11 protein-coding genes are annotated in these 14,836 nt (G+C 64.1%); 4 read left to right on the top strand and 7 right to left on the bottom strand.

The window, feature by feature from the left end:
- Positions 1-508 precede the first annotated feature (508 nt).
- Positions 509-1,303: a hypothetical protein gene (locus ABKS89_RS15575; RefSeq protein ID WP_348590030.1), complete on the top strand. Its 795-nt coding sequence runs from the start codon at positions 509-511 to the stop codon at positions 1,301-1,303.
- A gap of 101 nt (positions 1,304-1,404) precedes the next feature.
- Here ABKS89_RS15575 and prrA read toward each other — a convergent pair whose 3' ends face one another.
- The 5 genes from prrA to ABKS89_RS15550 form a co-directional block, all read right to left on the bottom strand.
- Positions 1,405-1,728, bottom strand: a complete 324-nt coding sequence (prrA, locus tag ABKS89_RS15570; RefSeq protein WP_348590028.1) for a type II toxin-antitoxin system prophage regulator anti-toxin PrrA — start codon at positions 1,726-1,728, stop codon at positions 1,405-1,407.
- Positions 1,721-2,086, bottom strand: coding sequence for a type II toxin-antitoxin system prophage regulator toxin PrrT (prrT, locus tag ABKS89_RS15565; RefSeq protein ID WP_348590027.1), 366 nt, complete (start codon positions 2,084-2,086; stop codon positions 1,721-1,723). Before prrT ends, prrA begins: the two co-directional genes overlap by 8 nt.
- Positions 2,087-2,483: 397 nt before the next feature.
- Positions 2,484-2,888, bottom strand: a complete 405-nt coding sequence (locus ABKS89_RS15560) for a hypothetical protein (protein WP_348590025.1) — start codon at positions 2,886-2,888, stop codon at positions 2,484-2,486.
- Positions 2,889-2,918: 30 nt separating this feature from the next.
- Positions 2,919-4,475 (bottom strand): EAL domain-containing protein, encoded by a 1,557-nt coding sequence (locus ABKS89_RS15555; RefSeq protein ID WP_348590024.1) that lies wholly within the window; start codon positions 4,473-4,475, stop codon positions 2,919-2,921.
- A 48-nt stretch (positions 4,476-4,523) separates the two neighbouring features.
- On the bottom strand, positions 4,524-7,454 hold the full coding sequence (locus ABKS89_RS15550; RefSeq protein WP_348590022.1) for an autotransporter outer membrane beta-barrel domain-containing protein: 2,931 nt from the start codon (positions 7,452-7,454) through the stop codon (positions 4,524-4,526).
- Positions 7,455-7,602: 148 nt separating this feature from the next.
- On the opposite strand from ABKS89_RS15550, the gene ABKS89_RS15545 reads away from it, so the two are divergent.
- Both ABKS89_RS15545 and ABKS89_RS15540 read left to right on the top strand, forming a co-directional pair.
- A complete protein-coding gene (locus ABKS89_RS15545; RefSeq protein WP_348590020.1) occupies positions 7,603-9,339 on the top strand; it encodes a response regulator in 1,737 nt (578 codons plus the stop codon).
- A gap of 199 nt (positions 9,340-9,538) precedes the next feature.
- Positions 9,539-10,900 carry an MFS transporter gene (locus ABKS89_RS15540; RefSeq protein ID WP_348590019.1) on the top strand — a complete coding sequence of 454 codons (1,362 nt, stop codon included), beginning with the start codon at positions 9,539-9,541 and terminating at the stop codon, positions 10,898-10,900.
- 801 nt (positions 10,901-11,701) lie between these two features.
- Here the strand turns inward: ABKS89_RS15540 and ABKS89_RS15535 are convergent.
- Positions 11,702-12,742: an ABC transporter substrate-binding protein gene (locus ABKS89_RS15535; protein WP_138215738.1), complete on the bottom strand. Its 1,041-nt coding sequence runs from the start codon at positions 12,740-12,742 to the stop codon at positions 11,702-11,704.
- Between the two features lie 263 nt (positions 12,743-13,005).
- On the opposite strand from ABKS89_RS15535, the gene ABKS89_RS15530 reads away from it, so the two are divergent.
- Positions 13,006-14,493 (top strand): PucR family transcriptional regulator, encoded by a 1,488-nt coding sequence (locus ABKS89_RS15530; RefSeq protein ID WP_348590018.1) that lies wholly within the window; start codon positions 13,006-13,008, stop codon positions 14,491-14,493.
- On the opposite strand, the gene ABKS89_RS15525 is transcribed toward ABKS89_RS15530, so the two are convergent.
- Positions 14,483-14,827: a cupin domain-containing protein gene (locus ABKS89_RS15525; protein WP_169939025.1), complete on the bottom strand. Its 345-nt coding sequence runs from the start codon at positions 14,825-14,827 to the stop codon at positions 14,483-14,485. The genes ABKS89_RS15530 and ABKS89_RS15525 overlap by 11 nt on opposite strands.
- Positions 14,828-14,836: the final 9 nt, after the last annotated feature.

Genomic DNA, 14,836 nt, shown 5'->3' with positions numbered 1-14,836 from the left:
CTCCTCGCAAAGCAAGCAACCCTCTCGCCGGAGCGAGTAAAACAATTGGCGCTACAGCAGTGCATATTAAACAACTATAGAGCCATATCCGGCGATAACCCTGCGTACCAATACGATGTCTCCTACTATGTCGAAAAGGTTACATTTGATCGAGACGGGACCGGTCGCCGCCCTACTGCCTTCCGAAATTTTGTCAAGAAAAACACGAAAAACTTTCATATCAATGATACATCCATGGCAATGAAGGAAGGGCCGCGCCCCTACAATACAGTTTTCGCAAAGTGCATGGATTTTTACCAATCGAACAACCTGGATAGGTTCGTGAAAGAATTCCTCAAGAGCAAGTAGAGCCACCTTCGAAATATGCTCTGGGGAGAAGATAAAAATCCATTGAGGATGAGTGGCGACTAAATTCTTGAGCACTTATTTCAGCATGAATATTGCTTCTACCAATGAATACCAGGGGCTTTTTTCCGGAATGATGTGTCGACACGAAGCCTAGAGAACCTTGAAAATTATTCAATCATCCAACCAGGACAGCAGGCAGCCAATGATAACAGCAATTAACATCAAGAACGCTTGGCGTATTGTGCGAAATTCCAAGCCAACGCTCTATATCTTCCTTCTACTTTGCCCGATGTTCATCAAGCCGTTGGCGTTCTCAAAAACTCTCGGCAAACCTCAGCCTCTTTACGCAAAACTTCCTGGGCTAATGGCCGCACCAATTCTAGTCGCCGCAATATATAAATCGGCATTCGATTCCTTCTATGATTGGTTTTTTTGGTTTTCCGTGCATTCCCAAAAAGCGAAAATCCCCGCAGACGAACTCTTCTCTCTGTTGCACTCGAAGAAGAGTCTTTACTCTTGGGGCGCATTCTTTTTCGCAGCGGTGACAATTTATTCTCTAGCTTACTCTCACTGGCTCTATCACTTCGGCCTTATAAAGCTCCTGAAGAAATGGGCGCCCCATCTCCACGATGCACCGCTTAAATACTTTGTTGTATCAACATCGGCCTGGGCGCTGATTTTCTCAGGCGCTGCTCATCTAACCGTTCTTGCCCTTTGGAAATCCGAAGGCAATGCACAGAGAATTTCTGAGTACCTAAATACCCACACACCAATAGCCGCCGTTATATTTTGCGCAATCGGCTTACTAGTTCTGCTGGAAGCCAGGAACAAAGGGCATGGCATGAAAGCCCTCTATGGCGATAGCGCTCTATTTAACTTCATAGCAAATGCAGTTTTCTGCTGTTTATTAGTGCTATTGGCAGTTGCAGTCGTAACTATCCCTCGTCTTCTTTAGCTAAGTGATAGGGTAAGAATCTGCCTATCATCCGATCTAGTGATCCTCAGAGGACTATCTCTCACAACTTACAGAACGGACGTGATATCGAAAGACACACATCAGGCGCCCGCCTCTTCAATATCCGCGAAATTGCTGATCTTCACCGCGCCATCCGGGAAGCGTGCAATCACTTCCAACTGACCGCCCATGGCTTCAATGTGGCTGCGCAAAGTGGAGATATACATATCCGTACGCCGCTCCATCTTGGCGATAGCGGGTTGCTGCACGTGCAGCACTTCCGACAGCATCTTCTGCGATAAGCCCCGAGCCTGGCGCAACTCATTCAGCGGCATTTCTACGAGCAGTTCCTGGGCCTTGGCCTCGACGCGGGCTTGTGCCTCAGGCGACATCTGCGCCCGAAGGTCGGAGAATTTCTTAGCCATCGATCAGTCCCTCCTCACGGAGCTGATGTAAGTGTTCGTCATACAGGCGGTCGGCAATGGGCACGTTCAATTCGTACCAACGATCATCGCCAGTCTTGTCGCCACCGATCAGCAGTATCGCCGAACGCCTGGGATCAAACGCGTAAAGCGTTCGGAAAGGTCGCCCGCCGTGTTGAGTCCGTAGCTCTCTCATATGCCCATGGCGGGAGCCATTGATGCCGCTGCTGTAGGGGTGCCCCAGGGATGGCCCTCGCTCCTCCAGCAAGCGAACAGTCACAGCTAGAGACTCCTGCTCATCCTCGGACAGGGAACCCCACCAATCACCGAACTCGTCGGTGTACTCGATATCCCACGCCACAGAATATAACCTCCATGGAATATTCTATCAAAGGAATCCTACTGAAAGTGACCACTTCCCGGCAACGGACCGAAGCGCACGGGGTCCTGAAGACGACCCGGCACTAGGTGGACGCACCAGGACCAGCGAAGCAGCCCCGTTCCGCATGTCGAAAAAGTGTCGAAATCACTCGCCAATACAGGCCGGCATAGCACAGAACGTAACCTGCCCTCTCCTCTCCAGCCTTAGTGCCGTCCAGCCTTGGCCATTTATGACTATTAACGAGAACAGGCCAGCAGTTCTACGTATAAGCAATGGGGCTCTTCGCATTGAGTCGGAATTTAGCGAAGCCCCCCATGCTCTCAGACTAGTGCCACAACAAGCGCAGCGTCTGCGATCAACAACTGTGGTCGCAGCCTCACTCGATACCGAAGCGAATGCTGTAGTCCACCTTCGTCCCGCGGCGGGCGGTGGCGCGCATCTGGTAGACCTGCACGCTGTAGGTGCCGGAGGCTGGCAGCGCGCCGCTCCAGTCCTGGCCGACGGCGCCGCTGCCCAGAGCGGTGGATTCGCCGGGTTCGTCGCCTGGCGCGTAGAGGTTGAAGTTGGCGTTGTTGCTGCCGCTGACAGCGACTTTCATGTGCTGCCCAGCCTTGGCTGACAGCTTGTAGAGAACCGTGTCGTAGCCCTTGAAGCTGCCTTTGACGGTGGTGCTGCTCGCGCCCTTGGCGAAGTGCACCGGGACCGTGGTGACGGTATCGGCGGCCAGCGCCAGTGCCGGGGTGGCACTGAGCAGGCAGAACAGCAGCAGGGAGGTTTTCATGGTGATCATCCTGTGGTCAGGGGTTGGAAGTCATGAGGCCACCAGCCAGGTCTGGCCGGCGACGTAAGCGAGGAATTCGTTCAGCGGCATCGCCTTGCCGAACAGCCAGCCCTGGCCGTACTGCACGCTGCGCTGGCGCAGGTACTGCAGTTGTTCGTCGGTCTCGATGCCTTCGGCCACCATCAGCAAGGCCAGCTGGCGGGCCATGGCGATGGTGTGGTCGGTCACCGGGCAAGGCGCGCCGGCCGACAGCGATTGGACGAAGGAACGGTCGATCTTCAGCAGGTCCAGCGGCAGGCGCCGCAGGTATTGCAGGCTGGAGTAACCGGTGCCGAAGTCGTCCAGGGCGATCGGGTGGCCCGCCTCGCGGCTTTGCGCCAGTGTCCGGTGCGCGGCGTCGATACTCAACAGGCAGCTTTCGGTTACTTCCAGCCAGATGCTGCCGGGGTCGATGCCCGCCTGCTGCCGTGCTTCGACCAGGTGCGGCAGGAAATTCCCGCTTGCCACGTCGAGCGCGGAGAGGTTGATCGACACGTGCTGCAACTGCCCCGAGGCGAGGCTGGCGCCCAGGTCGCGGCAGACCGTTGCGATCACCTGCGCGGTGATCGACTCGACCAGCCCACTGGATTCGGCCAGGGGCAGGAAGCTCTCGGGCATGGCCACCGAGCCGTCCTTGCGAAGCCAGCGCACCAGTGCCTCGGCGCCGATGCAACGGCCGTCGCGCAGGTCGAGGATGGGTTGGTAGAAGGCGGTGAATTCGTCATTTGCCACGGCACGCGTCAGTACTGCCAGCGGTGACAGGTAGGCCCGCACGCGGCGTGCGATCACCCAGCACCACAGGCCGGAAAGCAGCAGGGCCAGCGGCGTGAGCATGAGCAGCTCGCGCCACAGGTCGCGGATCAACGCCTCGCGGCTGACGGCGGCCACCGTCTGCCAGTTGCCGTGGTTGACCCGCGTATAGAGGTAGCCGTCCCGCAGCGCGGTGTGCGGTTCGCTGTGGATACGCGTGAGAACCTGGGCGAAACCGGCGGCCGGCGTGCCCAGCCAGTGCCCTGCCGGCGTGCCCAACGCCAGGCTGACGCCGGGCGCGAGGGAGGTTTCGAGGAAGTGCTCGGGGTCGATCAGCAGGTTGAACGCCGCATCGCGCAGGGCCAGCATGGGTTTGGCCGGCGCCACGTAGGGCTGCACGTTGATGGATACGCCCATGCCTTCGCGGGTGCGGAAATCTTCCGGCCAGCGCTCCGCCGGGCGTCCGACCAGGCCCCAGGAGCTGCAGACGAATACCTCTTCCTCGACGTACCCGACCGCCTTCACCGCCAGTGTGTCGATGGCCAGCAGGCGCATCTGCTCGATGCCTTCCGCCGAGCATGGAGGCAGCGGCGAGCGGTTCAGCTCGCGCAGCGTTGCGGCGGCCTGGGCGAAGGTGTCGTCCGCCCGTTGGGAGGCGAGCCTGGCCAGCGTCTCCAGGCGTTCGCCGGTGTGTTGCACGACCAGACTCCAGGCCAGGTAGCCGGTGCCGGCCAGTACCAGAGCAACACCCAGCAGACTGGCGATGGCGCCGGTCCTGACGATGCGAGCGCGACTCATGATGGGTCTCCAGAGGGCGCACGGCGTGCGCCCGAGCGGAATGGTCGACTACCAGAGGTAGCGGTAGCCGAGGGTCAGCGACAGCGGTTGCTCGATCTCGTGGCCATTGGCGTAGTGGACTTCGACCATCAGCTTCTGGTGGGCGCTGACCAGCAGCGAACCGCCGGCACCCAGTTCGGCGCGCGAACCCGGCAGCTGGTTATCGAGCTCGTGGCCGTTGACCTTGACCGTGCTGTCGCCGGCCAGCTCATCGATCCACGAGGCGCTGAGGTAGCCCTGCAACTGCGCGCCGGAGTCCAGTTGCCAGTTGCGCCCGGCACGCCCGCCAGCCCGAGCCTGGACGGAGTCCACTGCGTCGCCGTCCACTTCCAGTTCGTCGCTGCTGGTGTACTGCGGCCCTTGCAGATGGGCGCCAGAAAGCTGCACCTGCGGCTCCACGAACCAGCCCTGGCCCAGTTGCAGGGTGCGGCCCACCTCGACGCTGGCGCCGTAGGCATCGGAGTCGTAGTGGCCGCGGACCTGGCCACCGATGTTGGTCGGCACCTTTACCTCGCCGCGCAGGTGGTCGTACTTCAGCACTGAGTCGAGATACCAGCCGTCTTCGCGCAACCAGGTGACGTAGAGGCCGACGCTGCGGCTGTCGAGATCGCCGGAGCTGTGCTCGCCGAAGTCCTGGTCGGCATGGCCGGCGCCGAGCATGCCGCCGACGTAGAGGGTGCCGTCAGTCTGTTCGAAGGCGCGGTCGGCGCCGATCTCGGCTCCGCTCAGGCTCTGTTCGAAGGCGCGGCTGTCGCCTGTGTCCACATTCATTCTGTCGCCCATGGCGCGGGTCCAGAGGCCACCCTGGTCATGGCCCTGGCGCAGCTCGCCCAGGCGACGCGTCAGGGTGCCCAGCTCGCTCTGCCAGAGGTTGGCGGCCGCCGTCTGCATGCCCAGCGCGGCATTCGCGCCGCTGGACAGGCGCTGTGCCTGATGGGTCGGGCGGGTTGCCGGGGTCAGGGTGCTCATGGCCACACTGGGTACGCTGGTGGTGAGCGTCGTCTGCTGCGCCGGCGTCAGCGCGGTCATCGGCTGCGTGTCGGGCTTCACTTGCGGCTGGGGCAGGAGCTGGGCCGGCATCGAGGGAGTCAAGGCGGTCATCGGAATGCTGCTGCCATTGGGCTGCGGCACCCGTTGCGGGGGCAGCGACGGGGTCAGTGCGGTCATCGGCAGCGTACTGCCGGTGGGCACGGGCACCTTCTGCGGAAGCATGGCAGGCGTCAGTGCGGTCATCGGGATGCTGGAGCCGTTGGGCACCGGCACCTGCTGTGGTTGTTTCGAGGGGGTCAGCGCGAGCATCGGGGCCAACTGGCCTTTCTGCACCAGGTACCAGTCATTACCCTGCTGCTGCAGGCCGTAGCGGAAGGCGCCAGCATCCACGTGGCCGCCCAGCAGGCTGAATTGCCCGGCGCCGCCACCAGTGCCGACCAGTTTCAGCGGGGCGCCCTGGGCGTCCCGGCCACTGTCAGCCACCAGTATCTCGTGGCTGCCCTGGGCCTGGCCCAGCACCTGCAGCAGGTCGCCCTGGGAGCTGGAAAGGTCGGTCTTCATCTGGAATTTGCCGTTCCCGCTGAGGTCGCCGTTGACCGTCAGCACCTGGTAGCCGGTGCCGCTGAAGAACACCGTGGCGTCCTGCAGCTTCAGGTTGCTCACGGCGGAGTGGCTGTCGAAGGACCAGTTGCCCGAGTGCAGGTCCATGTCCAGACGGCCGCGGGACGGGTCCTGGAGGAAGGTGTTGCCGCGCAGCGAGCTGCCGTCCGCAGCCAGTGCCAGCTGGCCGTTGCCGGCGACGCTGGCAAGTATCGGCGCATCGACCGTGCTGCCGCTCAGGTCGGCCGCCAGCGTGCTGTCCGCCGCGACGGCAAAGGCGGCGCCACCGCTGGAATTCAAACGGGTGCCTTGCACGGTAGCCTGTCCGTGACTGCCACCGGTGGTTTCGATCAGTGCCTGCTGCCCGGTCAGCGCGGTGTCGGTCAGGCTCAACTGGCCGACGCCGGAGCTGCCGGTGAACCGTACGGTGCCGCCGTCGACGTTGGCCACCGAGCCTTCCAGCACACTGATGCGGCTGTCGCCGTCGATTTCCAGGGCCGGCGCCTGGGTGCCAGCGCTCAGTACCTGGGTGCGCTGCAGGTCAATACTGCTGCTGTTGCGCGCCCAGGCTCCCGTGGCCCGGCGGCCCTCGGTGAACAGCGTGCCGTCGCTCATGCTGAGTGCAGAGCCGTAGGCGGACGCAAGCGCCGCAGCGTTGTCCCCCAGCGTATGAACATTGCTGCCCTGGCTCAGCGCCGCACGGCTGTTATTGCGCAGTGTGACACCCTCGCTGCCGGTGCCCTCCGTGACGATTCGGGTGTTGATGAGCGCCAGCGGACCACTGTCGGTCATGCCCACGCCGGCACTTTCAGCCTTGTGCGTGTGGATAGCGGAATCGCTGACGCTGCCGCTCAGCGCGTTGCTCTCCTCCAGAATGCCGGTGCTGCTGGACTCGAAGGTTTCGATGGTCGTGCGCTGAACCAGCAGGCCGGATTGCGCGCCGAGGTGGATGCCCTGGCTGAGGATGCCCCGCGTCACCAGGCTCGAATCGCTCAGTTGCAGATCGCTGCCGTCGACGCGGATGGCCGGGCTCGAGGCGCCGAGCGTCTCGGCATCGAGTGTAGTCGCGCTCAGTGCCGCGCCGCCCAGCGCTTGCAGAGCGCCGCCGCTACCGGCATTGCGCAGCAGCACATCGCGCAGGGAGAAATCCGTGCCCTGCACGCTGATGGCCGGGCCATTGTCGGGAATATCGACGCGCGACTGCGAGAGCGCGTGGGGTTGCCCACTGGCGGCGGTAAAAACCTGGGGAGCAGTGAAGTCCGTCGCCAGCACCGGGGTGGCGATCAACATGGCGATAATCAGCGCCAACGGCGTGTGGGAAAGGTTGGGCCTGCGTGTGAGGGGTTCCATGGCGAGTCACCTTGGGAGAAGCGGATGACGCCATTCTTTGCGTGCCCGGCCCCAGTGAGGATGCGAAAACCAGTCACGATTTGTAGGAAAATGATTACACGAGAAAGATCGCCATGCCCTAGAGTGAAGGGCAAACCTGGGGGATGAGATGGCGCGGATACTGATCGCGGACGAACACCCGATGACCCGCTACGCGGTGCGCATGCTGCTGCAGGCGGAGCGCCACAGCGTGGTCGGCGAAGCCTGCAACGGCCTGGAGGCGCTGAGCCTGACCACCCGCCTCGCGCCGGACCTGCTGATCATCGACATCGACCTGTCGCAGCTCACCGGCCTGGACGTCATCTCGCGCCTGCGCAGCCGGGGCATGACGCTGCCGATCCTGGGCTACAGCACCCAGGATTCAGAGCACTACGTCGGCCGTTTCCTTCAGGTGGGCGCCTCGGGCTTCGTCAGCAAGCACCAGGACATCGACCGGCTCAAGGAAGCCCTGGCGGTGCTCCTGCGCGGGCACAGCTACTTCCCCGTTGACATGCTCGGCAGCGTGCACCGCGGCAGCGTCCACGAGAACGATGCCGAGCGCGTGGCCTCACTGTCCAACCGCGAACTGAGCGTGCTCAGCCTGCTCGCCAGTGGGTACAGCAACCAGGAAATCGCCCACGAGCTGACCATCAGCGAGAAGTCCGTCAGCACCTACCGCGCCCGCATGCGCAGCAAGCTCAACCTCTCCAGCATGCTGGACCTGATCGATTTCGCCCGCCGCAACCATCTCGCGGCACCGGCGAGTCATACCCATGACTCGGGCGCCGACGGCGGCGAAGCACCCATGTGGCGCTCCATGGTGGAAAGCCTGCCGGCGGCTTTCTACGTCCGAGATACCGAAGCACGCCTGGTGTACGCCAACCCGGCGCACCTGGAGCTGTACCAGTCGGAGCTGGACGATGTGCTCGGCACCCGCACCACCGAGGTGGACTGGTACCAGCCGAGCGACGCCCGCAACATGCTGCGCTTCCTGCAGCGGGCCATCAGCGAGGAGCAGTCCTTCAACAAGGACATCGAACTCAGCGTCCATGGCCAGCGCCGGGTACTGCACCACTGGGGCACGCCCTACCGCGACAGCGACGGCAACCTGCTCGGGATGATCTGCTGCAGTACCGATATCACCGAGCGCTACGACCAGCTCAACGAACTGCGCAGCCGCGCCGAAGCCAGCGAACTGGCGCACCAGCAACTGACCGATCTGTTCACCAGCGCGACGACCCATCTCAACGAGCGTATCGAGGCGCTCGCCGACACCCTCGCGCAGCCCGACTCCAAGGACCTAGACCAGGCCCTGGCGATACTCGAGGAACTGAAGGTCCACGGCGCCTCGCTCAAGCGGGCGCTCGTCGCCCAGGACGACGTACCCTTGATGCCGACGCGGCTGGACGAGCTCGCCGCCGAGGTCCTCGACGTCCTGCACGCACCGGCCGACCAGAAACGGCTGCCGCTGCAACTGGAGGCTGACAGTCGCTCGCGCAAATCCCTGCTGGTCGACGCCAAGTCCCTGCGCGAGGCCCTGCGCCATCTGGGGTTGTACGTGATCGACCTGACCGACGACGGCAGCGTCCAGCTGCGCATCGCCGCCAGCCCGAAACAGCAGCAGATGGGCGTGCGCATCACCATCGAAGGTCTGCCGGGCAGCAAGCGCCGGGAAATGCGCGCCTATTCCCTGTCCGAACTGACCCGCGACTACCCCGCGCGCAACCCGGCCCGCAACAGCCTGAGCCTGAATATCGCCCAGCACCTGATCAACAGCATCGGCGGCGAGCTGCAGGTTTCCCACCTGCCGGGGCAAGGCTGCTGCGCCACCGTGCACCTGCTGCTGCAACAGGCCAGCACACGCTGAGCGCCACAGCGGCGCCGCTCATACGATCGTACAAAGCCCTCTGCGCTGCTTCTTACCTTGGGTGAATTGTCCGCCCAGGCCTCCCCCTGCACCCTCTCCCTCCTCCTTGCCGGCCGCTGAACGCGGGCTCCTGCCGCCCGCTGCCGGCTCCAGAAAGCTGCCTGCCCGGCCACTTATAAATTCAACAAAGGTTGTACCCATGAGCGTGTTTGATGTCATTGAACATTCCCCGGTATCGAAATTTCACCGGAAATTGCTGCTGGCCTGCTGCGGCGGTCCCTTCCTCGATGGCTACATCCTCAGCCTGATCGGCATCGCGCTGATCGGCTTCGGCCAGGACATCGCCGCCACCTCGGTGGAAACCGGCCTGATCGGCGCGGCCTCGCTGCTGGGCATTTTCTTTGGCGCCACGGTGTTCGGCGCCATCACCGACCGCATCGGCCGGGAAACCATGTACGCCCTGGACCTCACCGTGCTGGTGATCGCCTGCGGCCTGTCGGCCTTCGTCACCGAGGCCTGGCAACTGATCGTGCTGCGCTTCGTCATCGGTCTCGCGGTCGGCGCGGACTACCCCATCGCCACCTCGCTGCTCACCGAGTTCACCCCGTCCAAGCGCCGTGGCTTCATGATCGGCGTGTCGGGGCTGGCGTGGTCCTGCGGTGCCATGACCGCGTTCATCGTCGGCTACCTGATGGTCTCCTGGACCGGTGACCACTCGCTGTGGCGCTGGATGCTGTTCAGCGGCGCGGTGGTGGGCATCATCGTCGTGCTGATCCGCCGCGGCATCCCGGAATCGCCGCGCTGGCTGGCCAGCAAGGGGCGCATCGAGGAAGCGCAGAAGGTCATCAAGCTGGTCTACGGCAAGGACGTGGTGATCACCCCTGCCGACGTCGCCGAGCTGAACGACGGTGGCCGTCATCGTTCGTGGAAAAGCGACCTGAAGATGATTTCCTCGGGCGGCTACCTCAAGCGCACCATCATGTGCGGCATGCTCTACTTCGCGCAGATCACCCCGCAATACGTGCTCTACACCTTCGGCAGCATGATCCTGCTGACCGCCGGCATCAAAGGCGAGAACTCCTCCACCCTGGGCGAGCTGATGATCGCCATCCTCTTCGCCATCGGCGTGATCCCGGCACTGAAACTGGTGGAAACCTGGGGCCGCCGCCCCATGGTGGTGGTGCCCTTCGCGCTGATGGCGCTGCCGCTGCTGGCCCTGGGCCTGTGGGCGGACGCGCCGGCCTGGTTCATCGTCGGCGCCTTCGCCTTCTACGCCTTCGTTTCCGGCGGCCCGAGCATCCTGGAGTGGATCTACCCCAACGAGCTGTTCCCCACTTCCGTGCGCGCTACCGCTGTCGGCGTGGCGGTCGGCTTCAGCCGCATCGGCGCGGCGACCGGCACCTACCTGATGCCCATCGGCATCGAGTCCATAGGCCTGCAGGCCACCCTGCTGATCGGTGCGGGCATCACGCTGCTGGCGTTCTTCATCTGCCTGGCCTGGGCGCCGGAAACCAAGGGCCGTTCGCTGCAGCAGTCGGCGTCGCTGAGCCTAGCGACCTGATCCGCGCTCGCGTTTGACCCAAAGCCCATCGGCAGCGCCGATGGGCTTTTTTGTGCCCGGCGATCCGGCCAGGCACGGAGTTCCCTGTAGGAGAGAGCCATGCTCGCGAACCGTAAGAGGGCTTACGGTACCGATGCACGACGGGACGCGCGGATTTCATCCGCGGTTCGCGGGCATGGCCCGCTCCTACAAGGGAGTCACGGTGCTGGTCTTTGTAGGAGCGAGCCATGCTCGCGAACCGTAAGCAGGGCTTACTGTACCAACGCACGAAGGGGCGCGCGGACTTCGTCCGCGGTTCGCGGGCATGGCCCGCTCATACAAGGGAGTCACGGTGCTGGTCGTTGTAGGAGCGAGCCATGCTCGCGATCCGTCAGCAGGGCTTACGGTACCGACGCACGAAGGAACGCGCGGACTTCGTCCGCGGTTCGCGGGCATGGCCCGCTCCTACAAGGGAGTCACGGTGCTGGTCTTTGTAGGAGCGAGCCACGCTCGCGATCCGTAGGCAGGGCTTACGGTACCAACGCGCGAAGGGACGCGCGGACTTCGCCCGCGGTTCGCGGGCATGGCCCGCTCCTACAAGGGCGTCGCGGTGCTGGTCTTTGTAGGAGCGAGCCATGCTCGCGATCCGTAAGCAGGGCTTACGGTACCGATGCACGACGGGACGCGCGGACTTCGTCCGCGGTTCGCGGGCATGGCCCGCTCCTACAAGGGAGTCACGGTGCTAGTCGTTGTAGGAGCGCCCACAAAAAAGGCCGCCCTGAGGCGGCCTGAAAGTGCGGCGACGCCGCACACTGTGAAGTTTTACTGCTTGGCGGCCCAGGCGTTGAAGCGCTGCTCCAGCTGCTCGCCATGGTCGGCCCAGAAGGCCGCGTTCATCGCCACCTGGCCGGCCAGGTTGGCCTCGTCGGTGGGCATGTTGGTGCGGCGGGCGGCGTCCACCAGCGGGACGGCGGCGCGGTTCACCGGACCGTAGGCGATCTGCTGCGCGTAGTTTTTCTGCTGCTCGGTCTGCAGCACGTACTGGATGAAGCGCAGGCCTTCCTCGGTGTTCTTCGCGCCCTTGGGAATGGCGAAGGCGTCCATGTCGTAGATGCCGCCGTTCCACACCACGCGCAGCTGGCTTTCATCCTGCACGGCGGCGATCCGGCCGTTGTAGGCAGAGCTCATCACCACGTCGCCGGAAGCCAGGTACTGCGGCGGCTGGGCGCCGGCTTCCCACCACTGGATGCTCGGCTTGATCTGGTCGAGCTTCTTGAAGGCGCGATCCTGGCCTTCCTTCGTCCCGAGCACGGCGTAGACGTCCTTCGGCGCCACGCCGTCGGCCATCAGGGCGAACTCCAGGGTGTACATCGCGCCCTTGCGCAGGCCGCGTTTGCCGGGGAATTTCTGCGTGTCCCAGAAATCCGCCCAGCCGGTTGGCGCGCTCTTGAGCTTGTCGGCGTTGTAGGCCAACACCGTGGACCAGACGAAGAAGCCCACGCCGCACGGCTGTACCGCGCCGTCCAGCAGATCCGGGGCGAGCTTGGCGATGCCTGGCTGCTCGCCGATTTCCTGCAGCAGGCCCTCGTCGCAGGCCCGCGCCAGTTCCGGCATTTCCATCTCCACCACGTCCCAGGAGACGCTGCCGGTATCGACCTGCACCTTGACCTTGGCCATCTCGCCGTTGAACTCGTCGGCGATCAGACGGCTGCCGCTCTGCTGCATGTAGGGCTGGTAGAAGGCCTTGACCTGGGCAGCCTTGTTGGCGCCGCCGTGGGAGACCACGGTGAGGTCGGCGAAAGCAGGGAAAGTCGCCGCGCAGCCCAGGGCGCAGGCGATGGAGGAACTCAGGATCTTGTTCATTGTTATGGTCTCCGGTGAGTAGACGGCCCGCCTCGCGGCAGGCGGCGCCATCCGGGGCCTCCAAGGGCTCGCATGGCGCACTGCCAGCTAGTCTTGGGGCCGCCGCCAGGCTCCACAATCAGACGGAACTACAATTCGAAGGGCCCTGCTCGTATCCCGGTACGAAGCCCGCAAGGCTCGCTCAAGCCAGGCGCGACAAGGCCTCGCGCTTGGTGGCATGCTTGCCGGCCCGATCGATCGTCACTCCTGCCCGCGGACCTGCCATGCCTTTCCATATCCAGGACATCCTCGACAACGCCTCCCTGCGCACCCGCCTGCTCGGCGGCAGCGAGGGCGTCGGCCGGCGCCTGCGCTGGGCGCATGTGTGCGAGCTGGCGGACCCGACCGAGTGGCTGGGCGAAGGTGACCTGCTGATGACCACCGGCATCGGCATTCCCCTCCAGGCACAGGCACAGCGGGATTACCTGAAGCGGCTGGCCGGGGCGCGCATTTCGGGGCTGATGATCGGCGAGAACATGCAGGCCCCGGCGGATATCCAGGCCCTGCAGGACGAAGCCTGCCAACTGGGTTTCCCGCTGCTGATGACCGATTACGCGGTGCCCTTCTCCGCCGTGACCCGCGCCATCGTCGACGCCAGCAAGCAGGAAGAACACGAGCGCCGCAGCGCCGTGACGCGCATCTATGAAAGCGCCCGCATCGGCCTGCGCGGTCTCGGCCTCGCCGGGCTGTTGCGCCGGCTGTGCAGCGACGTGCGCGCGCAGCTCTATCTGTTCGACTCGGCCACCCTGCAACCCTGGCAAGAGGGCCTGCCGCCGCTGCCGGCCAGTTGGCGGGAAACCCTCGCCCAGCGCCGCTCGGTACCGGACACCGTGACCCGCTGCAGCAATGGCGAGCAGGAAGCGCTGGTGATGCCGTTGCCGTCGCTGACCACCTGCGAAATCCTCGCCACCGGCGGCGAGCTGCTCGACTACGGCCTGCTGCATCACATCGTGGCGGTACTGGGGATCGAGCTGGAGCGCGCCCAGGTCGAGCACGAGCGCATGCTGCGCCTGGGTTCTGAATTGCTGGACGACCTGCTGCAGCAGCGCCTCATCGAGCGCGCCGCGCAGGAGCGGCTGGCGCAGCTGAATTGCCCGGTGGATGCCGCCTGCCTGGTACTGGCGCGCGCCGCCGGCGAGCTGCCAAGGCACTGGCAGCAACGCCTTCAGCGACTGGGAATGGGCCTGCTGGTGCGTCATCAGGGCAACGAGCTGATCCTGCTGCTGAGCGATCCGGCGCAGGCCGAAACCCTCCAGTCCGAGCTGGACTGCACCCTTGGCCACAGCAACCCGCTGGGCCATGCATTACGGGCGGTGGAAGCCTTGCGCGAGGCGCGTCTTGCACTGGCCCATGCCAACCGTCAGCGGCCGCTGGTGGCCTACGCCGATGCCCAGGGCGAGCAGTCCTGGCTGCCGGCGAGCCTGGAAGAAGCACGGCGCGTGCATCGCCGGGTGCTGGGCGCGCTGGCGGATTACGACGCGCAGCAGGGCGGCCAGTTGCAGCACACCCTGCGCGTCTTCCTCGAGCAGAACCGCTCCTGGCAGAAGGCCGCGCAACGGCTCAACGTACACAAGCAGACGCTGGTCTACCGCATCCGCCGTATCGAGGAAATCACCGAGCGCTCGCTGGACTGCACCGAGGACGTGGCCGTCCTCTGGATCGCGCTGCGCTCGGCGCAGATTGCCGGAATAGACGCTGGGATCAGGGAATAATGACGAAGCTCTTGCGCACGGTTTCGCGGATATCCCAGGTGCCCTGACAGTTCGCCGGGAACAGCACGGCGTCGCCGGCGCGCAATTCGATCGGCTCGCCGTCGTCCGGGATGAACAGGCAGTGGCCACTGATGAAGTGGCTGAACTCCCGCGACAGCACCTGGCGCCGCCAGCGGCCGGGCGTGCATTCCCAGACACCGGTGAGCAGGCCGCCCTCGCCTTCCTCGGCGTGGGTTGCGGTGCTGGATACCGGCGTACCCAGGGGTTCCTTCACCGGCTGCGGCGCCGGCAGTTCGAGGCCGGCGGTGCCGGTGAGCAGGATCGGTTGGGGCATGGTTTTTCT

The organism is Pseudomonas sp. LABIM340 (assembly GCF_040017195.2).
Classification (GTDB): domain Bacteria; phylum Pseudomonadota; class Gammaproteobacteria; order Pseudomonadales; family Pseudomonadaceae; genus Pseudomonas.
Note: the sequence above shows the minus strand (reverse complement) of the source record. Positions and strands in the feature narration are given on the sequence as shown.